Origin of the sequence: Pseudomonas sp. URIL14HWK12:I6 (genome assembly GCF_000514195.1) — a bacterium.
Lineage (GTDB): Bacteria > Pseudomonadota > Gammaproteobacteria > Pseudomonadales > Pseudomonadaceae > Aquipseudomonas > Aquipseudomonas putida_A.
The window spans coordinates 59,181-85,502 of record NZ_AZVL01000002.1; the positions used below are offsets into that span (position 1 = coordinate 59,181).

The following is a 26,322-nucleotide window of genomic DNA, read 5'->3' on the forward strand; positions in this document are numbered from 1 at the left end:
TTTCGTGGTCACTGGAAGGTGTCGCGGGCATAGGGGAAACCCTGACGGCTATAGCGCCGGTGACAAGTTTTGCAAGATAATCCGCCTTGCATTTGACGTCATAGCTTTGACGTCTCCCGCTCCCACAGGGACCTGTGTTGTAACTGACCAGTGAAATCACCGTTTCAGGAGGCTTGGATGCACAACGACGGGAATGTAGTGCCCTTGCACAAGGCCGCTACCGATCAGGCGAATCATTCGCCGCTCGCCCGCCTGCCTGTGATTCTGCTTCAGGTCCGCGACAAGGCCGCCCAGCAACTGCGCCACGGTTTGCAGGAATTGTTCGATAACGCAGACGACACCCTGTTCGAAATGGCTGACCGGGCGCGTAATGACGTCGAACAGAACATCTTTTTCGAAGCCATGCGCGACCTGCGCCTCAAGCGCAAAAACATCGAACGGGGTTTTCTCGAGCAATTCTTCGAAGCCTTTGTCGCGCTGATTCAATACGAAGTCGTGCAACCCGCGTTGCCCGGCACGCTGATATTCGAGGATTCGGCACCGCGTACCGATGACATGGAGCGCAGCGTGGCGGTCGAGACCATGGTCGGGCGGGTGCTCAAGCGTGATGGCTTTGCTCTTGATCAACTAACCGCACGCCTCAACGTGTTGCTGGGCAAGGATTTCGATAACCAACACAACCCGCTCGGCCCGGCGATGCTCTGCGAGTTCTTTCTGCAGGCCGGACGTAACCTGGGCGTGGAGATCAAGGTCAAGCTGATCCTGCTCAAACTGTTCGAACGCTATGTGCTGGCCGATACCGAGCAGTTGTATGCCGAAGCCAATCAATTGCTGGTCGCCACCGGCGTGTTGCCTGAGTTGAAACCGGCCCCCGCACGCCGCGCAATCGAGCGTGCGGCAGCAAGCATCAGCAGCGAAGAGAGTGACGAACCCGCGCCCGCCGACGAAGGCGTGCAGGAAGTCTTCGCCGCGTTGCAGGAACTGCTGCTGCACGTGCGCGGCAGTGTCGCGCCGACCCTGGAGCCGAGTGCGGCGGCGCAACCGATCAGCACCCGTGATCTACTGCGCCTGCTTTCACACTTGCAGCAATACGTCCCGGCGCTGGCGGCGCAGGACGATTTCGATCTGCGCAATCAGCTTGAGCAGCTGCTGACGCGGGTCAGCGTGAGGAGCGGCAAATCACGCATCGTCGACGGCGCGGATGAAGACGTGATCAACCTGATCGCCATGGTCTTCGATTGCATCCTCGAAGACCGTAACCTGCCGGATTCGCTCAAGGCGTTGATCGCGCGTTTGCAGATTCCGATGCTCAAGGTGGCAGTACTCGACAAAAGTTTCTTCAGCCGCAGCAGCCACCCGGCGCGGCGCCTGCTCAATGAAATCGCCGATGCCGCCATGGGTTGGGGCGATTGCAATGGCGAGGCGCGTGACAGCCTGTATCTGCGCATCGAACAAGTGGTGCAGCGCCTGCTGAGCGACTTCGTCGACGACCCGGCAATTTTCTCCGAGTTGCTCGCCGATTTCCTCGCCTTCACCAGTGATGAGCGGCGGCGCAGCGAGTTGCTGGAGCAGCGTTTGCGCGATGCCGAGGAAGGACGGGCGAAAACCGAACTGGCTCGGCAGCGAGTCGAGCATGTGCTGAACCAGGCGTTGCTGGGTAAAGTCCTGCCGCCGTCGGTGGTGACCTTTGTGCGTGATGCGTGGAGCAAAGTGCTGCTGCTGACCTGCCTCAAACATGGCGACCACTGCGCTGAATGGCAGGCCGATGTGCAGACCATGGAGCAATTGATCTGGAGCGTGCAGCGTCACGACGAGGCGGACGCCGGTCTGCAGTTGCTGGCGCTGGTGCCAGGGTTGCTCAAATCATTGCGTGATGGCCTGAGCAGCTCGGCGTTTGATCCGTTCGCCACCAGCGAATTTTTCAGCGAGCTGGAAGCGCTGCATGTGCGTGTGCTTGAACCGCTCACCGAGCAGCCGCCGGCCGATGCGCCGGCGTTGGTGGAGGTGTCGCAGCACATCACCCTGCGTAGCGCCGACGAGGGCGCGATCGGCGTGAATGCCAGCGGCCTGGCGCATGACGACCCGGGGCTGCGTCAGTTGGAGCAACTGCGCCTGGGCAGTTGGGTGGCGTTCCAGGAAGACGACGAGCACAGCCTGCGCTGCAAACTGGCAGCGATCATCGAAGCCACCGGCAAATACGTGTTTGTCGACCGCACCGGGATGAAAGTGCTGGAGCGCAGCCGCGTCGAGCTGGCCCTCGAGTTCCGCCGTGGCGCGGTGCGGGCGCTGGATGACACCTTGCTGTTCGATCGGGCGCTGGAATCGGTGCTCGGCAATCTGCGGCGACTCAATCGCGGCAAGTGATCGCGCGCCGGGGGCCGATCACGGCATACTGGGCGCCAACACAGTCGGCGTTGAAGGAATCGGTATGCAGTTGGATCCCGCTAGCGGGTGGTGTCACGGGGTACAGGTCTGCCCATCGCCCAACTTCAATGAACGCCCTGCGGGCGAAATCTCCCTGTTGGTGATCCACAACATCAGCCTGCCGCCGGCGCAGTTCGCCACCGGCAAGGTGCAGGAATTTTTCCAGAATCGTCTGGATGTCACCGAGCATCCCTATTTTGCAGGGATTGCCGACCTGCGCGTCTCGGCGCATTTTCTGATCGAACGTGACGGCAGCGTCACCCAGTTTGTCTCCTGTCTTGAGCGGGCGTGGCATGCTGGCGTGTCGATGTTCGAAGGCCGGGAAACCTGTAACGATTTTTCCGTGGGCATCGAGCTCGAAGGCACTGATGATCTGCCCTTTTCCGATGCGCAGTATCAGGCCCTGATCACGTTGACGCGTCAGCTGCAAACAGCATTTCCGGCTATCACCGGCGCCCGTATCTGCGGGCACAGCGACATCGCACCCGGGCGCAAGACCGATCCTGGCCCGGCATTCGACTGGGCGCGTTACCGCGCAGCCCTGGCACAAGAGGAAGGACAATGAGTTTTCTGGTGTTACTGCTGGCGGTCTGGATCGAGAAATTCTCGGCCCTGCGCCATCGGGTTCAACGCGATGGCGGATGGATCCGCGAACTGCACAAACTCGAAACCAGCGCGCGCCTGGTCCAGCGACCATGGCTGGTGCTGACGATTCTGGTGTTGCTGCCGGTGGCGCTGCTCGGCTTGTTGCTGGTAGTACTGGAACCCGTCGCGTACGGCTTGCTGGCCTTGCCGGTGCATTTGCTGGTGGTGATTTACGCGCTGGGGCGCGGTGATCTGCTTGGCGGCCTCGGGCCGTTTCGTGACGCCTGGCGCCGTGAAGACCTGCAAGCGGCCGCGCATGTGGCCAAGCGTGATCTGGATATCTGCGCCGACAGTGGCGAGCAATTGCTGGACCGGGTTCAGGGTCACCTGTTGTGGCAGGCCTATCAGAGCTTCTTCGCGGTGATCTTCTGGTACTTCGTGCTCGGTCCGGTCGCGGCGCTGGCTTATCGCTTGCTCGCATTGGCGGAAGAACACAGCCAGAACCCGGCGCTCGCCGAACGTGCCGGACAGTTACGTCACGCCTTTGACTGGTTGCCAGTGCGCTTGCTCGCCGCCAGTCTGGCTCTGGTCGGCAATTTCGTCGCGGTCAGCCGGGTGATGTTGCATGAGCTGCTGAACTGGAACATCAGCGCCGCGCAGCTGATCAACAAGGTCGGGCTGGCAGCGGGTGAGATCCCGCCGCCGGTAGTCGGGCCTGAAGGCATCAACACTCTCGACTGCCTGTGGGAACTGCTGCTGCGCGCGGCGGTGCTGTGGTATGCCGGGTTTGCCTTGTGGACAGTGTTGATTCACTGATACTCGCCCGTGAAATTCATTGTGGTGAGGGGATTTATCCCCGATGGGGCGCGCAGCGGCCCCAATATCTTAATGGGGCTGCTGCGCAGCCCATCGGGGATAAATCCCCTCGCCACAGGTCAGTGACCGGCGCAGAGTAGTCGTTAACCTTAAGTTACAAAACCTCCCCCCGATTTGAGCTATACAGAGACAGCGCCCGATAGTGGCTATCTGCTGTCGCCCCGCGCCTGCCAATAAAAACAAGAAAAACCAAGGGAGACTTCCAGTGAAGAGCTTGCTCTATCCCGCCGTCTCGCTGATGAACCGTCTGAGCTTCGGCATGAAGTTCAGCTTGATCAGCGTGCTGTTCCTGGTGCCGATGCTGGTGACCAATTTTTATCTGGTGCGCGATTCCTATCGCGAATTCCAGGGCACCCGGGTCGAATTGCAGAGCCTCGATCTGCTGGGCAGCAGCCTGAGCCTGCGCCGGGATCTGGAAACGCTGAACAATCTGGTGCAGATCAACGTCACCCTCGGCCAGTCCGGCAAAGCCGACAACCTCGAAGCGCAGATCCGCAGCCTGGAGCAATCCGTGCTGGCGCGCCTGCAAGGTTTGCAGGCGATGACCGACGATTCCGAGCAGATCAAACTGTTCGACGGCAAACGCGATGAAATGATCAGCGCGTTCAAGGCTCAACAGGCGGAAAGCTCCCTGCAAAGCAAAAGCGCGATGATCGGCAAACTGCTCGGCAATGCGCAGATCTTCAGCCAGATCGTCACCAGTCAGGCCGGTCTGAGCCGCGACAACCAGAGCGACATCCGCCAGCTCAGCGAGCTGCTCACCAATATCACTCCGGCCGTGACCCAGACTCTCGGCGAAGGTCGGGCCATCGGTTCGTATTCGTTGGGGCAGGGCTTTCTCAACAGTTCGTCGAGCAGCCGTTTCGACGAGTTGCTGGCGCAGATCGAAAAGCTCCAGGCTGAATACGCGTTGAAACTGCAGGACGCCCTCGACTCCAGCCAGGCCGCGCGCGTCAGCCTCAGCGCGCCGGCCGACAGCAGCAAGGCTTCGCTCAAACAGGCCAGTGAACTGTTTGAGGCGAAAGTCGTGGTGGCCGAGACCCTCGATACCCCGTGGCAGGCGTTCTACGATCAGGTCACCGGGCTGATGGCGCAGACCTACCAGCTTAATGACGCGACCCTGAAATTTCTCGATACCCAACTGCAGCAGCGCCTGGCGCAAAACCGCACGCACATGGTGTTGCAGGCGGTGGCGCTGGCGGTGGTGTTCGTGCTGATTTTCTATCTCTACGGCGGGTTCTACGCCTCGACTCGCACCACGCTCAAGCGCCTGGGCGCGATGATGGACAAGGTCGCGGCCGGTGACATGACGGTCAATTTCAAGGCCAACAGTCGCGATGAACTCGGCGAGCTGGGTGAGGTGTTCAACGGCACCGTGAGGAAAATCCATGACCTGATCGAGCGAGTCGGGCAGACCGTGGCTGAGGTCGAGCGCCAGGCCGGGCAGGTGGAAACTGTTTCCGCGCAAAGCAATCAGGCGGTGGCCGGGCAGCGCACGCAGATCGAGCAAGTGGCGACCGCGATGAACCAGATGTCGGCGACCTCGCTGGAAGTTGCACGCAGCGCAGCGGCAGCGGTGAGCAGCGCGCACAGCGTCAACGATGAAACCGTCAGCGGTCGCACACTGGTGGAGTCGCAGCAGGGCAGCATTGCTGCGCTGGCCAGCGAGATCGATCAATCGGTGCTGGTGATCAACCAGTTGGCCAGCGACAGCCAGTCGATCAGCCGCGTGCTGGAAGTGATCAAGAGCATTGCCGAGCAGACCAACTTGCTGGCGCTCAACGCCGCCATCGAAGCCGCCCGCGCCGGCGAGCAGGGCCGGGGATTTGCGGTGGTGGCGGACGAAGTGCGTACGTTGGCCAAGCGCACCCAGCAATCGACCGAAGAAATCGAGCAGATGATCGCCAAGCTGCATGGCGGCGTCGGCGCTGCGGTGAAGGCCATGGGCGTTAGCCATCAGATGGCCAACGGCACGGTCGGGCAGTCGGAAAAGGTCCAGCAGGCGCTGGAAAACATCCTCGGCGCGGTCGGCATGATCGTCGATCAGAACCAGCAGATCGCCGCCGCCGTGGAGCAACAGACCGCCGTGGCCCATGACATCGACCAGAACATCGTCGAGATCAACCGTGCTGGCGAGCGCACGGCCCAGGGGGCGCACCAGACGGAGGACGCCAGCCGGGCACTGTCGGCGCAGGTAGTGGAGCTGAAACAACTGATCAGCGCGTTCCGCGTCTGATCGAGCGCGAATTCTGTAGGAGTGAGCCTGCTCGCGATAGCGGTGTGTCAGTCAACTCAATGGTTGGCTAATACACCGCTATCGCGAGCAGGCTCACTCCTACAAGGGCGGTAATGTCAGAACATTTTGTAATGCATTGATACTTACGCTTGTAAGCCAATTCCTGTTTTCTTCCGGCGGCTGGCTTTTCGTCATTAATGAGCCAGTATCCGAGTTCCGCTGATTGCGTCGAGGAGGCCGCTCATGTCCGTTGCAACCCTGGGAGTCCAGGGCCGTTGTGCTCATTGCCAGACCCTACAGGTACTCAAACCCTGGCAACTCAACGCCATCGCAATCAATGAACCGTTCACTTGCGCGCACTGCCAGAACGCTGTGGAGCTGCGCTGCCCCAAACAGATCAAACGCTTCAAGTCCCTCGATTCGCTGGGATTGCTGCGCTTCAGCGCCTCGGTAACCGTGTGCACTGCGCTGCTGGTGGCGTTGGTCATGGAATGGATCGGGCTGCTCAGCGTGACTGAACAGTTGAATGCGTCGTTGATCGTGATTTTTATCTACTTCGCACTGGCACGCTTTGTCCGTCAACGTCAGCACATGACCTTGATTCTCGAAGCGGCCAAGGTCCACGGCGACTGATTACCAACCGAACACTTCGCAGCTGTTGGCGGTGCTGGCGGCGGCCAATTGTTCCGGGCTGATCTTCATCAGTTCGGCGAGCGCCGCACAGATCGCCGGCAAGTGCGCCGGTGTATTGCGTACTCCGGGAAACATCGCCGGCGCCATGTCCGGAGAGTCGGTCTCCAGCACGATCGAATCCAGCGGCAGATCCGCCAGTACCCGATGCATGCGCAACGCCTGCGGCCAGGTCGGTGCTCCGCCCAGACCCAGTTTGAAACCGAGCTTGACGTATTCGCGTGCTTCTTCGCGGCTGCCGGCGAACGCGTGGATGATCCCCGCGCGCTTGAGCTTAAAGCGCTTGAGCGTGGCGATCACCGCGGCGTGGCTGCGGCGCACGTGGATCAGCGCCGGCAGTTCGAAATCTGCCGCCAGTTGCAGCTGCGCGTCGAACAGCGCCTGCTGGCGTTCGCGGTCGAGGGTTTCGATGAAGTAATCCAGGCCGATCTCGCCCACCGCACACAGTTGCCGATGGCCGCGTAGCCGCGTCAGCCAGTCGCCGAGTGCGCGTAGATCTTCGGGTTGATGCTGATCGAGGTACACCGGGTGCAGACCAAATGCTGCGTACAGATCCGCATCGCTCTGCACCAGCTCCCATACCCGCTGCCAATTGCCCTGATAAACCCCCAGCACCACCATCCGCCGCACCCCGAGGGCGCGGCTTTCGGCGAGCAACGCCGAGCGATCGGCGTCGAAGTCGGGGAAGTCGAGGTGGGTGTGGCTGTCGATCAGCTCCACGGTTCAGTCCCGATGAATACGCTGCTTGAAGGTACGGGCGATGGCCTGCACGCCAGGCTTGTATTGCGATTGCTCGACGGCGGCCAGCGCCAGTTCCAGCGCCTTGTCGGCGATCAACTGGTGCTGCTGGGCCATGGCGTTGACCGGCAGCGGCAGGAAGTCCAGCAATTGCGTGTCACCGAAGGTGCCCAGGCGCAGCGGCCGGGATTTGAGCGGGAAATCATGCAGCGCATCGAACACGCCCTGCAACAGCACGTAGGACGTGGTCACCAGCGCATCCGGCAAATGCCCCAGGCGTTGCAGGAGTTCTTCCATCAGTTGCTTGCCGCATTCACGGCTGAAGGACTCGGCGTGCTCGATCAGCACTTCGCCTTTGAACTCGACCAGCGCCTGCTTGAAGCCGGCCGCACGTTCCTGACTGATGCTCAGCTCCGGACGCGCGCCGAGCAGCACGATCTGTTTCGGCTGCGGATCGAGCAGGCTCTGGGTCAGGTGCAGGCTGGCTTCGCGGTCATCACTGATCACCGAGCAGAAGTGCTCGGGTTCCATGACCCGGTCGATGGCGATGATCGGCAAGCCCTTGGCCTGCAATTGGCGATAGCTGTCGTCACCGGCCGGCAGGCAACTGGCGACGATCAGCGCATCGCAGCGGCGCGCCTTGAACAGTTGCAGCAACTGGCGCTCGCTGTCTGGCGCATCGTCGGAGCTGGCGATCAGCAACTGATAACCCCGCGCCCGCGCGCCTTGCTCCAGCAGTTTGGCGATCCGCGCGTAACTGGGGTTTTCCAGATCCGGCAGAATAAAACCCAACGTGCGGGTGTGCCGACTGCGCAAACCGGCCGCTTGCGGGTTGGGGGTGAAGCCGTGCTGTTCGACGACCGCACGCACCCGCTCGACCGTGGCGTTGCTGATGCGTTGCTGTTCGGCCTTGCCGTTGATGACGTAGCTGGCGGTGGTCACGGACACTCCGGCCAACCGCGCGATATCACTGAGTTTCAACCCGGGATTTCCTTGTTTTTTCGAGCTTGCCGCCACATTTTCGCCAATCCTACCCGATTCGGGCAGACGACTATTGTCGCAGCGCATCCGACAAGTTGGACTTCAAGGATGAGACATTATCGAGTAACGTGCCGATCCATCTAGATTAAACGTTTCAGCAAGCGTATTTTCTACGTTTTAGACGCGTTTGGCCGGTTCTGCCGTGAAACCGCCAAAACTGCCGCTGAAAAGCAGGCTGACCAGCGCCTAAGCTGTGACCATTCAAAACAATATCCTGGCGCATCCATGTGCCAAAAAGGAGATCGCATGCTCGAGCTCACTATAGAGCAGATATCCATGGGCCAATCGGCTGTGGATAAACCCGCCGCCCTGCAATTACTTGCCCATCATCTGGTGGCCGATGGCCTGGTCGCCGATGGCTACCTCGCTGGATTGCAGGCCCGGGAAGCCCAGGGCTCGACCTTTCTCGGCCAGGGTATCGCCATCCCCCACGGCACCCCGGAGACCCGCGATCAGGTGTTCGCCACCGGCGTCCGGCTGATGCAGTTTCCCGAGGGCGTGGATTGGGGCGATGGCCAGATCGTTTACCTGGCGATCGGCATCGCCGCCAAATCCGACGAACACCTGCGCCTGCTGCAGCTGCTGACCCGCGCCCTCGGCGAGACCGATCTGGGCCAGGCCCTGCGCCGCGCCAGCTCGCCGGAAGCGTTGCTGAAACTGCTGCAAGGCGCGCCACAGGAACTGGCGCTGGATGCGCAGATGATCGGCCTCGGCGTGTCGGCTGACGATTTCGAAGAACTGGTCTGGCGTGGTGCGCGTCTGCTGCGGCAGGCCGATTGCGTGAGCAACGGTTTTGCCGGTGTGTTGCAGCAGGTCGAGGCGCTGCCGCTGGGCGATGGCCTGTGGTGGCTGCACAGCGAGCAAACTGTGAAGCGCCCTGGTTTGGCGTTCGTCACCCCGGACAAACCGATGCGCTACCTCGGGCAGCCGCTCAGCGGTCTGTTCTGTCTGGCCAGTCTGGGTGAGGCGCATCAGGCGCTGCTCGAACGTCTGTGTGCGCTGCTCATCGAAGGACGCGGTCATGAATTGGGCCGCGCCACCAGCAGCCGCAAAGTCCTTGAAGTGCTCGGCGGCGAACTGCCCGCCGATTGGCCGAGCGCACGTATTGCCCTGGCCAACGCCCACGGTTTGCATGCACGTCCGGCGAAGATTCTTGCGCAACTGGCGAAGAGTTTTGACGGTGAAATCCGCGTGCGCATCGTCGACAGCGCGGACAGCGCCGTGTCGGTAAAAAGCTTGAGCAAGCTGCTGAGTCTCGGCGCCCGTCGTGGTCAGGTGCTGGAGTTGATCGCCGAACCGAGCATCGCCGCCGATGCCCTTCCGGCGCTGCTGGCCGCTATCGAAGAAGGCCTTGGTGAAGAAGTCGAACCGCTGCCGGCCGTGAGCCAGCAACGCGAAGCCATCGCCGATATCGCCGAAGTGCTGATCGCCCCGGCGTCCGGCGCGCAGTTGCAGGCGATCCCGGCGGCACCGGGCATCGCCATTGGGCCTGCGCACATTCAGGTGCAGCAGGCTATCGATTACCCGTTGCGCGGCGAGTCCGCCGCCATCGAGCGCGAGCGCCTCAAGCAAGCGTTGAGCGATGTGCGCAGTGACATCCAGGGCCTGATCGAACGCAGCAAGGCCAAGGCGATTCGCGAGATTTTCATCACCCACCAGGAAATGCTCGACGACCCGGAACTGACCGACGAAGTCGACACCCGTCTCAAGCAAGGCGAGAGCGCCGAAGCGGCGTGGATGGCGGTGATTGAAGCAGCGGCCAAACAACAGGAATCGCTGCAGGACGCGTTGCTCGCCGAGCGGGCGGCGGACCTGCGTGACATCGGGCGCCGGGTGCTGGCGCAACTTTGCGGTGTGCAGACGCCGAACGAGCCGGAGCAGCCATACATTTTGGTGATGGACGAAGTCGGCCCATCCGACGTGGCGCGGCTCGATCCGGCCCGAGTTGCAGGGATTCTCACCGCGCGCGGCGGCGCCACCGCGCACAGTGCAATCGTCGCCCGTGCTCTCGGTATTCCTGCGCTGGTCGGAGCTGGCGCTGCGGTGTTGCTGCTGGAACCGGGCACGCCGTTGCTGCTCGACGGCCAGCGCGGTCGCCTGCACGTCGACGCCGATGCCGCGACCTTGCAACGTGCCGCTGAAGAACGCGACACCCGTGAGCAGCGTCTCAAGGCTGCCGCCGAACAACGCCATCAACCGGCGCACACCACTGACGGTCACGCCGTGGAAGTGTTCGCCAACATCGGTGAAAGCGCCGGCGTTACCGCTGCGGTCGAGCAGGGCGCCGAAGGTATTGGCCTGCTGCGCACCGAACTGATTTTCATGGCCCACCCGCAGGCGCCGGACGAAGCCACTCAGGAAGCCGAATACCGCCGCGTTCTCGACGGCCTCGCCGGGCGACCGCTGGTGGTGCGCACCCTTGATGTCGGCGGCGACAAACCGCTGCCATATTGGCCGATCGCCAAGGAGGAAAACCCGTTCCTCGGCGTGCGCGGCATTCGCCTGACCTTGCAGCGTCCACAGGTCATGGAAGCGCAATTGCGCGCCTTGCTGCGTTCGGCGGATAACCGGCCGCTGCGGATCATGTTCCCGATGGTCGGCAGCGTCGAAGAATGGCGTCAGGCCCGCGACATGACCGAGCGCTTGCGCCTGGAAATCCCGGTCGCTGATCTGCAACTGGGGATCATGATCGAAGTACCGTCAGCGGCCTTGCTGGCGCCGGTATTGGCCAAGGAAGTCGACTTCTTCAGCGTCGGTACCAACGACCTGACGCAATACACCCTGGCCATCGACCGTGGTCACCCGACACTCTCGGCCCAGGCTGACGGCCTGCACCCGGCGGTGCTGCAACTGATCGACATCACCGTGCGCGCCGCACATACCCATGGCAAATGGGTCGGCGTGTGCGGCGAGCTGGCGGCGGATCCGCTGGCGGTGCCGGTGCTGGTCGGCCTCGGTGTCGATGAGCTGAGCGTGTCCGGTCGCAGCATCGCCGAGGTCAAGGCGCGCATCCGCGAACTCAGCCTGAACCAGGCGCAAACCCTTGCTCAACAAGCCCTCACCGTGGGCAGCGCGAACGAAGTGCGTGCATTAGTGGAGGCCCTGTAATGGCCAAGATTCTCACCCTGACCCTCAACCCGGCGCTGGACCTCACGGTTGAGCTGCCACGCCTGGAGGCCGGTCAGGTCAACCGCAGCGACGAGATGCACACCCATGCCGCCGGCAAGGGCGTGAACGTCGCCCAGGTACTCGCAGACCTCGGGCATCAACTGACGGTCAGCGGCTTTCTCGGCGAAGACAATCTGCAAGCCTTCGAAACCCTGTTCGCCAAGCGCGGCTTTGTCGATGCGTTCATTCGCGTGCCGGGGGAGACGCGCAGCAACATCAAGGTCGCCGAGCACGACGGGCGCATCACCGACATCAACGGCCCGGGGCCGGTGGTCGACGCGACGGCGCAGCAGGCGTTGCTTGAGCGTCTGCTGCAGATCGCTCCGGGGCATGACGCGGTGGTGGTCGCCGGCAGTCTGCCGCGTGGCGTCAGCGCGCAGTGGTTGCGTGAGTTGATCGAACGCCTGAACGGTCTCGGCCTGAAAGTCGCCCTCGACAGCAGTGGCGAAGCTTTGCGCGCGGCCATTGAAGGGCGTCCGTGGCTGATCAAGCCGAATACTGAAGAACTCGCCGATGCGCTCGATTGCGATGTGGTTTCGCACGCCGCCGAAGCTCAGGCTGCGGCGTGCCTGCACGCCAAGGGTATCGAGCACGTGGTGATCTCCCATGGCGCCGACGGTGTGAACTGGTTCAGCGTCGGCTCGGCGCTGCATGCCACGCCGCCGAAGGTGACTGTTGCCAGCACGGTAGGGGCCGGTGACTCGTTGCTGGCCGGCATGCTCCACGGTCTGCTCAGTGCCGATACGCCCGAGCAGACCCTGCGCACGGCCACGGCGATTGCCGCGATGGCGGTGACGCAGATCGGTTTCGGCATCAACGATGCGGCGCAACTGGCGCAGCTCGAACAGGGCGTACGCGTGCGTCCCCTGACAGAACAATAAGAGGGTTTGTCATGAAATTAGCCATTGTCACGGCCTGCCCGAACGGCATGGTCACCAGTGTGCTGTGCGCCCGTCTGCTGGACGCGGCGGCCCAGCGTCAGGGCTGGAGCACCAGCGTTGAAGTGGTCGATGCGGCGCACCCGGAACGCGAATTGTCGGCCGCCACCATTGAGGCGGCGGAGTGGGTGTTGCTGGTCGCCACCGGTGATGTCGACATGCGCCGTTTCGTCGGCAAGCGCGTGTTCCGCATCGCCCCGGCGCAAGCGCTGCAGGATGTCGAAGCGGTGCTGCGCCGTGGTGCGCAAGAGGCCGAAGTTTACCTCGCCAGCGAAGCCGTCCCGGTTGCCGCTGCGCCACGTGCGCCACGCATCGTCGCCATCACTGCGTGCCCGACGGGTGTTGCCCACACCTTCATGGCGGCCGAGGCGTTGCAGCAGACGGCCAAGCGTCTGGGCTATGAACTGCACGTCGAAACCCAAGGCTCGGTCGGCGCGAAAACCCCGCTCAGTGCGACGGCCATTGCCGAGGCTGACGTGGTGTTGCTGGCGGCCGACATCGAAGTCGCCACCGAGCGTTTCGCCGGCAAGAAAATCTACCGTTGCGGCACCGGCATTGCCCTCAAGCAATCCGAAGCGACACTGAAAAAAGCCCTCGCCGAAGCTCAGGTCGAGAGCGCTGCGAGCGACGGCAAGGCGCCGGCCAAGCAAGAGAAAACCGGGGTTTACAAACACCTGCTGACCGGTGTCTCGTTCATGCTGCCGATGGTGGTGGCCGGTGGTCTGATGATCGCGCTGTCGTTCGTCTTCGGCATCACCGCGTTCAAGGAAGAAGGCACGCTGGCGGCAGCGCTGATGCAGATCGGCGGCGAAACCGCGTTCAAGCTGATGGTGCCGCTGCTCGCCGGGTACATTGCCTACTCGATCGCCGACCGCCCGGGCCTGGCGCCGGGGATGATTGGTGGCTTGCTCGCCAGCACGCTGGGCGCCGGGTTTATCGGCGGGATCGTCGCCGGGTTTATCGCCGGTTATGCGGCCAAGGCCATCAGTCGTTATTTGGCATTGCCGCAGAGCCTCGAAGCGCTGAAACCGATTCTGATCATTCCGTTGTTCGCCAGCCTGTTCACCGGGCTGGTGATGATCTACGTGGTCGGCAAACCGGTTGCCGGGATGCTCGCGGCGCTGACGCATTTTCTCGACAGCATGGGCACCACCAACGCGATTCTGCTCGGTGTATTGCTCGGCGGCATGATGTGCGTCGACCTCGGCGGGCCGATCAACAAAGCCGCGTATGCGTTTTCGGTGGGGCTGCTGGCTTCGCAGAGTTATGCACCGATGGCCGCGACCATGGCCGCCGGCATGGTGCCGCCAATTGGGCTGGGCATTGCCACTTTCATTGCTCGCCGCAAGTTTGCCCAGACCGAGCGCGAGGCCGGTAAAGCGGCGCTGGTGCTGGGGCTGTGCTTCATCTCCGAAGGGGCGATTCCGTTTGCCGCGAAAGACCCGCTGCGAGTGATTCCGGCGAGCATCGCCGGCGGTGCGTTGACCGGCGCGTTGTCGATGTACTTCGGCTGCAAACTGATGGCACCGCACGGTGGCTTGTTTGTGCTGGCGATCCCGAATGCGATCAATCATGCGTTGCTGTATCTGCTGGCGATTGTCGCGGGGAGTCTGTTGACGGCCGTTGTCTATGCGACGGTCAAGCGTCCGGAAGCTGTTGAGTTGGCGCTGGAACCGGCGAAGGCCTGACGGGCAACGCAGATCCCCTGTGGAAGCGAGCCTGCTCGCGAATGCAATCTGCCAGCGACATGTATGTTGACTGGTACACCGCTTTCGCGAGCAGGCTCGCTCCCACAATGGTTAGTGGTGTCATGGCGAGTTCATATAGCCGTGCTTAAGTTTTCCTTTTTTCAGGGAGAACACGCATGAGCGATTTCAATCCGGGGCGTCGACGGGTCATGCAGGTTGTCGGTGCCGGGCTGCTGATGCCGGGGCTGGCGCCGGCGGTGATCGCGTCGGTCAAGGATCGGCCGCAACTCACCGACGGCGTGCAGTCCGGCGACCTGCAAGGCGACCGCGCGATGATCTGGAGCCGTACTGATCGTCCGGCGCGGATGGTGGTCGAGTGGGACACCCGCAGCCAGTTTCGTCACCCGCGCCGGGTAGTCTCGCCACTGGCCGATGCGCGCACTGACTTCACCGCCCGTGTCGAACTCACCGGGCTGCCCGCCGATCAGGCGGTTTTCTATCGGGTGTATTTCAAGGACGCGCAATCTGGCGTCGCCAGCGAACCGTGGCTCGGCCATTTGCGCAGCGCTCCGAAGGCGCGGCGCAATATCCGTTTCGTCTGGAGTGGCGACACCGTCGGCCAGGGCTTCGGCATCAATCCGGACATCGGCGGCATGCGCATCTACGAATCCATGCGCCTGCGCCTGCCGGACTTCTTTATCCACAGCGGCGACACCATCTACGCCGACGGCCCGGTGCCGGCGCAACTGACCACAGAGGGCGGGCGGATCTGGCGCAACCTCACCACCGAGGCCAAGAGCAAAGTCGCGCAGACCCTTGACGATTATCGCGGCAATTATCGCTACAACCTGATGGACGAAAACATCCGCCGTTTCAACGCCGAAGTCCCGCAGATCTGGCAGTGGGACGACCACGAAGTGGTCAACAACTGGTCGCCGGGCAAGCAGCTCGACGAGCGTTATCAGGAAAAAGATATCCACACCCTGGTCGGCCGCGCGCGCAAGGCCTGGCTGGAATATTCGCCGATGCGACTGCAAGCGGCCGATGGCGGCGGACGGATTTATCGCAAGCTCGGTTACGGGCCGATGCTCGATGTGTTCGTGCTCGACATGCGCAGTTATCGCGGCGCCAACGACGATAACCTCGGCGCGGCCAAACCGTTCCTCGGGCGTGAGCAACTGGACTGGCTCAAGCGTGGCTTGAAGCACTCCAAGGCGCAGTGGAAGGTGATCGCCGCCGACATGCCGATCGGCCTCGGCGTGCCCGACGGTGAAGTCAGCCCGGGCGTGGCGCGCTGGGAGGCCGTGGCCAACGGTGATCCCGGCCCGGCGCAGGGACGTGAGCTGGAAGTCGCCGAGTTGCTCGGTTTTCTGCGCGCGCAGCAGGTGCGTAATTTCGTGTTTCTCACGGCGGACGTGCATTACTGCGCGGCGCATCACTACCACCCGGAGCGCGCGGCGTTTCAGGATTTTGAACCATTCTGGGAATTTGTCGCCGGGCCGCTGAATGCCGGGAGTTTCGGTCCTAATCCGCTGGACAAGACCTTCGGCCCGGAAGTGGTGTTCCAGAAGGCCCCACCCACGCAGAACGCTTCACCGTTTGCCGGCTTTCAGTTCTTTGGCGAGGTGAACATCGAAGGGCAGAGCGGGGAGATGAGTGTGGTGTTGCGGGATTTGAATGGGGTAGCGGTTTTCGAGCAGAAATTGCAGCCCGTTTAGACGCTGAGAACCTGTGGGAGCGGGCTTGCTCGCGAAGACGGTGTGTCAGCGAAGTCGATATCGACTGGCACGGCGCCTTCGCGAGCAAGCCCGCTCCCACCGGGTAATGATGGGTGTCAGTACACGTCGCGGCGGTAGCGGCCCTGTTCGATCAGACGTTCGACTTCGGTGGTACCGAGGATGTCGTTGAGTGCCTGATCGACGCCGGCGGCCATGCCCTGCAGGCTGCCGCAGATGTAGATCACCGCACCGTCAGTCAGCCATTTCTTCAGTTCGTCAGCGGATTCGCGCAGACGATCCTGCACGTAAATCTTTTGCGCCTGATCCCGCGAAAACGCCAGGTCCAGCCGTGCCAGATCGCCATTGATCAACCACTCTTCCAGCTCTGCACGGCAAAGGAAATCGTGCTGACGATTGCGCTCGCCGAACAGCAGCCAGTGACGCTGCTGACCGTCGGCGATGCGTGCTTTGAGCAGACTGCGCAGCCCGGCCAGCCCCGTGCCGTTGCCCAGCAGAATCATCGGCACCGGTTGGTTCGGCAAGTGGAAGCCACTGTTGCGCCGCACGCGCAGGCTGATGCTGCCGCCCACGGGCGCATGTTCGGTCAGCCAGCCGGAGCCGATGCCGAGGCTGCCGTCGCTGTGTTGTTCCTGACGCACGATCAGTTCCAGCACGCCGTCGGCGGCAATCGAGGCAATCGAGTATTCGCGCATGGCCAGCGGCACCATCGCATCCACCAGCGCTTGTGCATGCAGGCCGACCAGATGCGCGCGATGCTCGGGCAACTGGCGGCTGGCGAGGGCGACTTCCAGTGGCTCTTCGAGGCCGTTGATCTTCACCGTGGTTTCGCCACGAATGCCGAGGCCGTCGAGGAAGTGTTCGATAGCCCACGGGCAGTTGCGCGGCAGCACTTCCACCAGATCACCGGCCAGCCAGCTGCTGGTGCTCGGCGCCCTCAGGCCCAGCAGGTACACCGGCGCGCCGCTGCTGTCGGGGTTCATCAGCTCGCGGCTGACCAGCGTCCAGTTGTCGTAGCTCGGCGCTTGCCAGGTGTCGACCGGCGCTTGCCCGGTCAACTGTCCGAGCTGGGTTTGCCAGTGACGCAGGGCGTAGGGGTCGCCGCTGTCGACTTCGACCGGGGCAAACAGGGTCTTGCCGCCGTGCTCGCCCAGCCACTGATGCAGGCGTCGGGCGAAGCCGCAGAAATTCTGGTACTGGCGGTCGCCGAGGCCCAACACCGCATAGTTCAGGCCGTCGAAGCTTGCAGCGTTGCTCAGCACTTTGCGCTCGAAACCACGCGCGCTGTCCGGTGCTTCGCCGTCGCCGAAGGTGCTGACCACGAACAGAGCGTTATTCGATTCACGCAGATCCTGCGCGCTGACGTTCGCCAGCGGCTGCACCTTCACCGGCAACCCGGCGGCTTGCAATTGCCCGGCGGTCTGCCACGCCAGTTGCTCGGCAAAACCGCTCTGGCTGGCGAAACCCACCAGCCATGCCGGTGTATCTGCGTTCGGTGCCTGAAGACCTTTGCGTGCGTCCTGAATCTGCTTTTTCTTGCGACGGCGATCCAGATACAGCAGCCATCCGGTGATGAAAAACAGCGGCATGCACACCGCCGCGAGAGTGACGATGATCCGTCCGACGAGGCCGAAATAGCTGCCGACGTGCAGCGCGTAAATGCTGGTCAACAGCTGCGCCTTGAAGCTCTTGTCAGCGTAGCGGTCGACACGTTTGACCACGCCGGTGGCCGGGTCGAGGGTGATCTGGTTCAGCGCGCGATCATGCGGCGAGCTGTCGAGCAGGTAGAACACGGTCGCTGGTTGCCCGGCCACAGGCGGCATGCGGATGTTGTAGGCCGACAGGCCCGGGCCGGCGGCGCTGTAGATGCTGCTCCACATCGCCGCATAGTCGGCGGTCGGTGCCGGACCTTCCGGCGCCGGCCCGCGACCGCCGCGCACACGCTCGTTTTGCGGCGCGTCGGAAAGCAGTCTGGTCAGGCCCTTGTTGTACCACTCGTAAGACCAGGACAACCCGGTCAACGCCAGCAGCAGATACACCAGCAAACACCAGGTGCCGGCCACCGAGTGCAGATCCCAGTTGAAGCTGCGGCCCTTTTTCTTCCAGTCGAGGGTCAGCCACACGCGCCAGCTGTTCCACTGGCGTGGCCAGCGCAGGTACAGCCCGGAGAGGCAGAAGAACACCAGGATCAGGGTGCAGGCGCCGGTGATGTTGCGCCCGGTATCGCCCATGGCGAGGAAGCGGTGCAATTGCAACATCAGGCCGAAGAAGTCTTGGCCCACGGCGTCGCCCATGAACTCGCCGGTGTACGGGTCGAAGTAGCGCATCTCGCCACGACGTTCGCCTTTGGGCGGGGTGAAGTAGACGCGTGCAGCGTTGCCGCTGTCGGTCTCGACCCAGAGCATCCCGACTTTCTTGCCGGAGTTCGCTTCGATGTGTTCCACCAGCTCGACGGGGGGCAGGACGCCAGCGACCTGTTTTTCCACCTGCAACACCGACGGGTTCAGTGCCCGCAGGATTTCGTCCTGGAACGAGTAGGCGGCACCGGTAATGCCCATCAGGGCCAGCACCAGCCCGGCAGTGATGCCGAAAAACCAGTGCAACTGGAACAGGGTTTTCTTCAACACGTCGCTCGCCTTGTCCGTTCGAAAATTGTCATCACGGCGCGCATTATGCCGTGGGTTGTCGAGAGCTTCTTTGATTACGCACAAAGGCCCCGTTCAATCTAATGAACGGGGCCGGATCTGCTGATTGCATTAACTGTGGGAGGGGGCTTGCTCCCGAATGCGTCGTGTCAGTCGATATCTATTTCACTGACACATCGCCTTCGCGAGCAAGCCCGCTCCCACATTTACCGCATCAATCAGAAGTGGAAGTTGGTGCTCAACAGCGCCGTACGGCCCGCCGCCTGGTTGGCGAAGTGGGTCGAGAAGGCTTTGTCGTAGTAGGTTTCATTGGTCAGGTTTTGCACGTTGAGTTGCAGGTCGACGTGCTTGCTCAGCTTGTAGGCGGCCATCGCGTCGTAACGTACATAGGAATCGACCATGGTGGTGTTGGCCACGCTGCCGTAAACGTCGTCGACGTAGAACGCGCCGCCACCGAGGGTCAGCTTCGGTGTGACCTGATAAGTGGTCCACAGGCTGGCGCTGTTTTTCGGCGTGTTGGGCAACTCGTTACCGTTGTTGATTTTGTTGGCTGGCAGGTCACCGCCGTCCACCTGTTCGCTGTCCATGTAGGCGTAGCCGGCGAACACTTGCCACTTGTCAGTGATCTTGCCGCTGGCCGACAGCTCGATACCTTGCACGCGGGTCTTGCCGGCGTTCTCGTAGGAGGTGGTGTCGACTTGTACGCGAGCGTTTTCTTTCTCGGTGCGGAAGATGTCAGCGGTCAGCGACAGGCGATCGTTCAACAGATCCCACTTGGTGCCGATTTCGTAGTTCTTGGTGGTTTCCGGCTCCATGTCGCTCTTGAGCAGGTTGCCGTTGCGATCCGGGGTGCCGCCCAGAGGGTTGCCTTCCTGGCCTTCACCGAGGGTGTTGCCCGGTGGCGTCGCGGAGGTCGCGTAGGAGGCGTAGATGCTGCCGTTCGGTGCCGGTTTGTAGACCACGCCGAACTGACCGGTGACGAATTCGCTGGTGTCATCACCCTTGGAGGTGGTGGTGCCGGCGTTGTTGTAGGTCTTGTAGTCGGTGTCGAAGTGGTCGTAACGCAGGCCCATGTTCACCAGCCACTGCTCGGACAACTCCAGGGTGTCGAACGCATACAGCGCGTAAGTGTTGGCCTTGGTGTCGGTGCCGGCGTAGTTGCGCGAGATCGCGCCGTTCCACGGATCGTTCGGGTTCGGGTTCGACAGCGAGGTGCAGTTGTAGCCGCTCGATGCGCCAATCATCGACGGGGTGCAATTGGTGGTCGCAGCGCTGGTGCGCGGCGTGGTGTCAGTGTTGACGTTGTACGAGGACTTCTGGCCTTCCTCGCGGGTGTATTCGACACCGGTGGAGAAGCTGTTCTTGAAACCGGCGACGTAGAAATTGCCGAACAGATCAGTCTGGTTGGTGGTGGTCTCGGTGTTGCTGACCCGCGTGTTGGCACGGCGCCAGACGCTGCCATTGTTGACGTTGCCCTTGCTGTCGTCCGGCTGAGTCAGGATGTAATCCTGCATGCTGGTGCCGTGGCGCAGGGTGTTCTTGATGGTCAGCGAGTCGCTCAGGTCATGCTCGATGGCGAAAGTCGCGGTGTCGGTGCGGCCCTTGCGAAAGTCGCGATCCAGACCGTAGAAGTTGCTGTGATCACCACCGGCGTACGGCTTGTCCGGGTTGGACTTGGTGCGTGCCGCCGAACCGCCGGCCGGAATGGTGTAGGGAATGCCCGAGTCCGGAGTGTCGTTGCTTTCCAGATGGTAGTAGTCGAGGTTGACGCGGGTGTCGGTGCCCAGGCCAAACGCCAGGGACGGCGCGATGCCCCAGCGATCGTAGTCGACCTTGTCGCGACCGGCGACGTTGCTCTCGTGGCTCATCAGGTTCAGGCGGCCGGCAGCGGTGTCGCTGAACTGGTAGTTGCCGTCCAGGGTGTAACGCTGGGTCTGGTCGGAACCCCAGGTGAAGCCGCCGTCGAACGAATTGCCCAGGTGCGCTTTCTTGCTCACCAGGTTGATGCTGCCGCCAGCCGCGCCGCGACCGCCGATGGCGGAGTTCGGGCCCTTGCTGACTTCGATGTTTTCCACGGCAAAGATTTCGCGACTTTGCGAACCGGTGTCGCGCACGCCGTCGAGGTAGGTGTCGCCCTGGGCATCGAAACCACGAATGAACGGGCGATCGCCCTGCGGGTTGCCGCCTTCACCGGCACCGAAGGTGATGCCCGGCACGGTGCGCAGCGCGTCCTGCATGTTCAGGGCGCCGGTATCTTTCAGGACTTGTTGCGGAATGACGGTGACCGAGCGCGGCGTGTCGACTAGCGGCGCGGTGTACTTGGGCGAGGAGGCTTTTTCGACCTGGTAGGACGTCGAGTCCTGCGCTTCGCCGGTGATGGCGGTAGCGTCCAGAGCGATGGCATTGCCGGAAGCTTTGCTGTCGGTCTTTTCCGCGGCGAAGACCATGTGCCCAGCAGAGCCGGCGGTGATGGCAACACCAATGGCCGAAGCAAGCAAACGTGGTGAACTGACCGGCAATTGAACCTGTTGACGTGACATTTTTATTCCCCTCCCCAAGGATTTGAGGTCGCGGAATATAGGGTAAACAGGTATTCGTATCAATTGCGAAACATTGTTATTCGCGACGAATTTACATTCTTTACAATTTAACCTTACGGTTTTTGCCGATTCATCCGTCGTGCGGGTTTTACACAGCCAATAAGAATCAATACCATTGGCATCCCTTTACCATCAGGTACGATCGCCATGCTGCTGCACATCCCCGGCCTGTTCGCCAAAGCAGAAGTGCAGCGCATCCGCGAGGCGCTGGAACAGGCGGATTGGGCCGATGGCAAGATCACCGCCGGCTATCAGTCGGCGAAGGCCAAGCACAATCTGCAGCTCCCGGAAGGCCATCCGCTGGCCAAGGAAATCGGTGCAGCGATGCTCGAGCGGCTGTGGAAAAATCCGCTGTTCATGTCGGCCGCGCTGCCGCACAAAGTATTCCCGCCGTTACTCAACTGCTACACGGCGGGCGGCAGTTTCGACTTTCACATCGACAACGCCGTGCGTCAGCCCAAAGGCAGCATCGAGCGGGTGCGCACCGATCTGTCGGCCACACTGTTTTTCAGCGAACCCGAGGATTACGACGGCGGCGAGCTGGAGATCCAGGACACTTTCGGCACGCAACGGGTGAAACTGCCCGCCGGCGATATGGTGCTGTACCCCGGCACCAGCCTGCACAAGGTCAATGCCGTCACCCGCGGCGCGCGTTATGCGTCGTTCTTCTGGACGCAAAGTCTGGTGCGTGAAGACAGCCAGCGCGCTCTGCTGTTCGAGATGGACGGGGCGATCCAGCAGCTCACTCAAGACATGCCCGATCACCCGTCGCTGATCCGCCTCACCGGCACCTATCACAATCTGTTGCGGCGCTGGGTCGAGGTATGAGTTTTCAACTGCGACGCGAAGAAGTACTCGACGGCGCCCAGCTCAACGCCATGCTTGAAGAAAGCCCGGCGCGTGCGGCGCAGGCGATTCTGCTCGCGGCCGGCCAGGGCATTGTTGAAGCGCAGGCGCTGCTCGGGCAGATCCTGCTCGATGGCCGTGGCATCGCCCAGGATCAACCCTTGGCACTGCGCTGGTTTGGTATCGCTGCCGGGCAAGGGCACTTGATGGCGCGCAACATGCTGGGGCGTTGTCATGAACATGGCTGGGGGTGTGTGGCGAATGCCGCGATTGCCGCGCAGCATTATCGAATCGCCGCTGACGCGGGGCTGGATTGGGCGATGTACAACCTGGCCAACCTGCTGGGTACCGGGCGCGGAGTGACGTTGGATCATGCTCAGGCCCTGGGGTTGTATCAGCGCGCCGCTGAAGCAGGCCACGCCAAGTCGATGAACCTGCTGGGGCGTTATCTGGAAGAAGGGCTGGTCTGTCGGGCCGACCCGGTCGCCGCGCGCGACTGGTACCGACGCTCGGCCGAGGGCGGAGATTTTCGTGGGCAGTTCAGTTATGCCGCAATGCTGGCTGATGCTGGATTGATCGAGGACGCACTGGGCTGGTTGCGCAAGGCACTGGCTACAGGGAACGTGAATTTTCTGCGGGTGAGCATGGGTTCATTATCGAGCGCCCGTCATCCGTCGATTCGCCAGATGGCCGATGCTTATCGGCAGCGGCTTGGGGAATTGCTCGTCGCTTGAGTCATTAAAAAGTCTTTCGGTTGGCCATTGGTTAGTTGGATTTTCTGCTTCTTGTATTTAATTTTAATAGTTAATAACTTGGCGAGTTAGTTGTATCTGCCTACTGTCGGGTTCGATGTTGTTCAAGTGATTGGAAGTTTCTTGTCGGCATCGAAAATAAATTAGCCGTTATTAATATCCACGGAAGACAAGGAGTCTTTGATGGAACTCAAGTTAAATGACAAGGTGGTCGAGGCCGCCGCGAAAGCGCCTCTGGCATTTGTAAATGCCTCGCTGGGCGTGGGTGAGGAATATAACCGGGGTACCGGTATACAACTGACCAAAGAGCAAATTATCAGTCTCAGGAAGTATGAAGTTCTCGGCCTCTCGCTGCCCGTCCGGTTGCAAGATGTTATTGCCTATCTGAACTATGGTGCGGGTGATGAAGGCGGCGTGGGCCTGAAAGCGGGAGATTTCCTGCGCACCTTCAGCATGACCTATGATCACGCCAAACGCTGGTCGCCATTGCGCGAAAAGATCATGTTGACCGGTAACGATCTGAGAATCTTTGCTGGCAGTATTATCCGCACGGGTAACGCCATTGTTGAAGTGTATGAGGATCTCAAGGCCTCGAGGTATCTCGAAGAGCACAACATCAATACGCCTGAGGAATACCTGAATCTGCAACGGCAGATTCCGGGTCTGCCTGATCTCGACCTGTCTTCGGAAGATATCCTGGATATCAAGGCGTATCTCAATGACCTGTTGGCTAAAGTTGCGCATTGTCATCAGGAAGCCGAGCGCGTTCGGGCCCTGCTGGACAGTTTTGGCGCCGATATGCGTGAAAAGGTGCTGCCGGAAATTGCCTTGCGACTGCAGTTCGTCTCCAGGAACACTTATCAGAACGATACCAAGGCGCTGCAGGAAGTCATTGATCAGCGCGCAAAAGAAATTGATGAACTGAACAAACAGTACGATCAACTGGTGCAGGAAGCGATCAAGTCGGCGGCCACCCTGAATATTGGCGGATTGATTCTTGGCATTTACCAAGGCGTCAAGGCCGAGAAAATCCGCTCTGAACGTAATCGCCTGAAGCAACTGCAGCAGGTCGATAACCAGAGTATGGCAAGCAAGAACCAGACGCTGAGTTCGTTGAACAAGGTTCGAGATGATTTGCAGAATTTGAGTTACGTGGCGATTGAAGCCGAGGTCGCGACTCAGAACCTGATGCTGGTATGGAATGCCCTCAGTGATTACGTCGAGGCGTCGTTCAAGGAAGTTGACGGTATTTTCGAAGCGACTTCGCTACGCCGTTTCAAGATTCAATTACTGAGTATCATCGATCCCTGGGAGCAGATAAAAGTCAGCTCTGATCAGTTGCTGAAAGTGTTTGAAGAGGCTGACAGGGAATATGAAAGAAGTGGGCTGGTTGTTCGGAGTGGGTCAATGATGTCTTTGCTATCGGTTAGTTCGGCTGTACCCGCATTCAACATGCCCCGCCTGCGTGAGCATAATGCGGGTGTGCAGGGTCTTAATACCACGGCTCAGATGCTCTTCGAGCAATTCGATTACATGCCTGGAACTGTCGGGGCCATGAACAATCTGGCGCTCGCCATCAACAAGGCCACCTACGATCTGCGGAGTCAGGCACAGGCCACCAGCATTTACCTGGAACGCGCCGATAAAAAACTGCGCAGCTATCAAGCTGAGCTGGAGTATCCGGACGACGCGGACGAAGTTCGCGAGGATATGGAGGTCGAGCTGAAGAATATCTTCAACAAGGTGGCGGTGCAGAACGAAGATCTGAAAGCTGTGCACAAGAGCATCAGCGCTTATTACGATCGCAGCGCCTCGGCCGAGTGGATCGTGACGCTCAAGGCCGAGCGTGTCACCACGATCGAGCTCAAGGCCAGATCCGACAAAAAACTCGCAGACCTGACGACCGAAATGAAGTCTGTTTCCGAGGGTATTGATCTGATCGCCAAGGCTGGCATCGAGAAAATTGGCGAACAAGCGCAGTTGTCTCTGGAAAACCTCAAGGCCTTGGGACTGGCGCCCCCTCAGGTGCAAGTTGCCCTGCTGGCTATCGAGACGCTGAAGAAACTGATTTCCGGCATTGGCGAGGCCGTTTCCTTTCTCAATATGCTTGCAGCGTACAACCGGCTGAATGAACAGGCAGGTGATCTGCGCACACAGATCAACAAATACAGCAAAGACCTCGCGCGCATTGAAGGCCGGATTGAGCTGGTCGAAACCCTGGATCAACTGGACGACGGCCGTGCGGCTTACGCTGGGGAGTTCAGCGTTCTGATCGATGACTTTACCCGCTTCGCCAATGATTTCAGACAGAACACTGCGCTTCCCGTTGAAACCCGGGCGCAAGCAGCGATTGATCGAGTCGCCGAAGTCGTCAGGCATCTACAGAGCATTCATCAATAACAAGGAGCTGGAAAGGTGGGCGAATAGCCTGCCTTTCCTGAAACGGCATGAATGCTTTGACTTATGAATTTTCAGCGATGCAACGGCGTGTACTGGACCGTTACGGGCGATTTCTCGGCACCCTGCCGACGACATTCAATGCGATACCGCTGGTCTTCGAGCGCCGGAGAAAGGCAGGGCATCAATTGGCCGTCCTGGCCAAAGACTCACGTCTGGAGAACGCCCGGTTCAATCAGCGCTATCTGCAGGATTTCTTGGCGCGTACCGAAGCGTCGAGGCGTCTTGGCGCAGGGTATCTAGGGGATCTGCAAGTGTTTACCCGCGAAGCACTGGATATCACAGGCAACACCTCCAGACACGAGCCTGTCAGCCAGGTGGACTTTCGGTTGTTCAGCCTTTCGCGGTCGACCAGCTGGCAGTTGTTCCCAGCAGAGGATGTGCCTGACCTGATCCACGAACTGGCACTGCGTTTCTATGCGCTGCAGGTCGAGATACGGCAGCTGAAATACACGGTCGTGGAAGTGTACGACGAGTCATTTGGCTTGAAGTCAGTGTTTCTCGGCGCTATGGATCACCGCTCCTGCCTGTGTCATGCGACGCCAACCGTTGCCGAAGGGTTGTTTGGCGATTCATTGACGACGCCTGTCTGGGATCTGGCTTATGCATCGACCGATCCGGCCATCAGGGCGGCTGAATACCAGGCTGATATCGCGGCGTTATTCAATGGATTCGTGTCGGTGAATACGCAGATGGGGCTATTCATCGAAGCGCTTTATCAGCGCCTCGACAACGTGTGCAATCAACTCTTGCAGGCGAAGTCTGCGGTGAAACTGAGTGAGCTGAATTTCAAACTCGCCGCGATGACCGAGAACGCCAATGAGTGCATGGCAATGCTCGATCATCTTGAGGCGTGGCTGCGCCCATAAAAAAAGGCCCATGATTGCTCATGGGCCTTTTTC

At 60.9% G+C, this 26,322-nt stretch carries 17 protein-coding genes; 13 read left to right on the top strand and 4 right to left on the bottom strand.

The window, feature by feature from the left end; all coding sequences use genetic code 11:
* Positions 1–177 precede the first annotated feature (177 nt).
* The 5 genes from H043_RS0103935 to H043_RS0103955 all read left to right on the top strand — a co-directional run bounded on the left by H043_RS0103935 (position 178) and on the right by H043_RS0103955 (position 6,754).
* Positions 178–2,364, top strand: coding sequence for a DUF1631 domain-containing protein (locus tag H043_RS0103935; protein WP_027610786.1), 2,187 nt, complete (start codon positions 178–180; stop codon positions 2,362–2,364).
* A 64-nt stretch (positions 2,365–2,428) separates the two neighbouring features.
* On the top strand, positions 2,429–2,989 hold the full coding sequence (gene ampD / locus H043_RS0103940) for a 1,6-anhydro-N-acetylmuramyl-L-alanine amidase AmpD (RefSeq protein ID WP_027610787.1): 561 nt from the start codon (positions 2,429–2,431) through the stop codon (positions 2,987–2,989).
* Positions 2,986–3,825, top strand: coding sequence for a regulatory signaling modulator protein AmpE (gene ampE, locus H043_RS0103945; protein ID WP_027610788.1), 840 nt, complete (start codon positions 2,986–2,988; stop codon positions 3,823–3,825). The genes ampD and ampE overlap by 4 nt, the downstream gene beginning before the upstream one ends.
* Before the next feature lie 265 nt (positions 3,826–4,090).
* The gene (locus H043_RS0103950; protein WP_027610789.1) at positions 4,091–6,121 is read left to right on the top strand and encodes a methyl-accepting chemotaxis protein; all 2,031 of its coding nucleotides are present in this window, start codon (positions 4,091–4,093) and stop codon (positions 6,119–6,121) included.
* A gap of 243 nt (positions 6,122–6,364) precedes the next feature.
* The gene (locus tag H043_RS0103955; protein ID WP_027610790.1) at positions 6,365–6,754 is read left to right on the top strand and encodes a hypothetical protein; all 390 of its coding nucleotides are present in this window, start codon (positions 6,365–6,367) and stop codon (positions 6,752–6,754) included.
* On the opposite strand, the gene H043_RS0103960 is transcribed toward H043_RS0103955, so the two are convergent.
* Both H043_RS0103960 and cra read right to left on the bottom strand, forming a co-directional pair.
* Positions 6,755–7,531 (bottom strand): TatD family hydrolase, encoded by a 777-nt coding sequence (locus H043_RS0103960; protein ID WP_027610791.1) that lies wholly within the window; start codon positions 7,529–7,531, stop codon positions 6,755–6,757.
* Positions 7,532–7,534: 3 nt separating this feature from the next.
* Positions 7,535–8,530 carry a catabolite repressor/activator gene (gene cra / locus H043_RS0103965; protein ID WP_027610792.1) on the bottom strand — a complete coding sequence of 332 codons (996 nt, stop codon included), beginning with the start codon at positions 8,528–8,530 and terminating at the stop codon, positions 7,535–7,537.
* Between the two features lie 306 nt (positions 8,531–8,836).
* Here cra and ptsP point away from each other — a divergent pair, with 306 nt between their 5' ends.
* The 4 genes from ptsP to H043_RS0103985 all read left to right on the top strand — a co-directional run bounded on the left by ptsP (position 8,837) and on the right by H043_RS0103985 (position 16,102).
* A complete protein-coding gene (gene ptsP, locus H043_RS0103970) occupies positions 8,837–11,698 on the top strand; it encodes a phosphoenolpyruvate--protein phosphotransferase (protein ID WP_027610793.1) in 2,862 nt (953 codons plus the stop codon).
* Complete coding sequence (gene pfkB / locus H043_RS0103975; protein ID WP_027610794.1) at positions 11,698–12,639, top strand: 1-phosphofructokinase; 942 nt, start codon at positions 11,698–11,700, stop codon at positions 12,637–12,639. Before ptsP ends, pfkB begins: the two co-directional genes overlap by 1 nt.
* A gap of 11 nt (positions 12,640–12,650) precedes the next feature.
* Positions 12,651–14,384, top strand: coding sequence for a PTS fructose-like transporter subunit IIB (locus tag H043_RS0103980; protein ID WP_027610795.1), 1,734 nt, complete (start codon positions 12,651–12,653; stop codon positions 14,382–14,384).
* 176 nt (positions 14,385–14,560) lie between these two features.
* On the top strand, positions 14,561–16,102 hold the full coding sequence (locus H043_RS0103985) for an alkaline phosphatase (protein ID WP_027610796.1): 1,542 nt from the start codon (positions 14,561–14,563) through the stop codon (positions 16,100–16,102).
* A gap of 116 nt (positions 16,103–16,218) precedes the next feature.
* Here H043_RS0103985 and H043_RS0103990 read toward each other — a convergent pair whose 3' ends face one another.
* Entirely contained in the window at positions 16,219–18,747 is a 2,529-nt protein-coding gene (locus H043_RS0103990) for a sulfite reductase flavoprotein subunit alpha (protein ID WP_027610797.1), read from the bottom strand.
* Between the two features lie 236 nt (positions 18,748–18,983).
* Positions 18,984–21,305, bottom strand: a complete 2,322-nt coding sequence (locus H043_RS0103995) for a TonB-dependent siderophore receptor (protein ID WP_027610798.1) — start codon at positions 21,303–21,305, stop codon at positions 18,984–18,986.
* Between the two features lie 207 nt (positions 21,306–21,512).
* Here H043_RS0103995 and H043_RS0104000 point away from each other — a divergent pair, with 207 nt between their 5' ends.
* The 4 genes from H043_RS0104000 to H043_RS0104015 all read left to right on the top strand — a co-directional run bounded on the left by H043_RS0104000 (position 21,513) and on the right by H043_RS0104015 (position 26,289).
* Entirely contained in the window at positions 21,513–22,193 is a 681-nt protein-coding gene (locus tag H043_RS0104000) for a Fe2+-dependent dioxygenase (protein ID WP_027610799.1), read from the top strand.
* Positions 22,190–22,945, top strand: coding sequence for a tetratricopeptide repeat protein (locus H043_RS0104005; RefSeq protein WP_027610800.1), 756 nt, complete (start codon positions 22,190–22,192; stop codon positions 22,943–22,945). The genes H043_RS0104000 and H043_RS0104005 overlap by 4 nt, the downstream gene beginning before the upstream one ends.
* Before the next feature lie 201 nt (positions 22,946–23,146).
* Entirely contained in the window at positions 23,147–25,363 is a 2,217-nt protein-coding gene (locus H043_RS0104010) for an alpha-xenorhabdolysin family binary toxin subunit A (protein WP_027610801.1), read from the top strand.
* 47 nt (positions 25,364–25,410) lie between these two features.
* The gene (locus H043_RS0104015) at positions 25,411–26,289 is read left to right on the top strand and encodes a hypothetical protein (RefSeq protein WP_027610802.1); all 879 of its coding nucleotides are present in this window, start codon (positions 25,411–25,413) and stop codon (positions 26,287–26,289) included.
* Positions 26,290–26,322 lie beyond the last annotated feature (33 nt).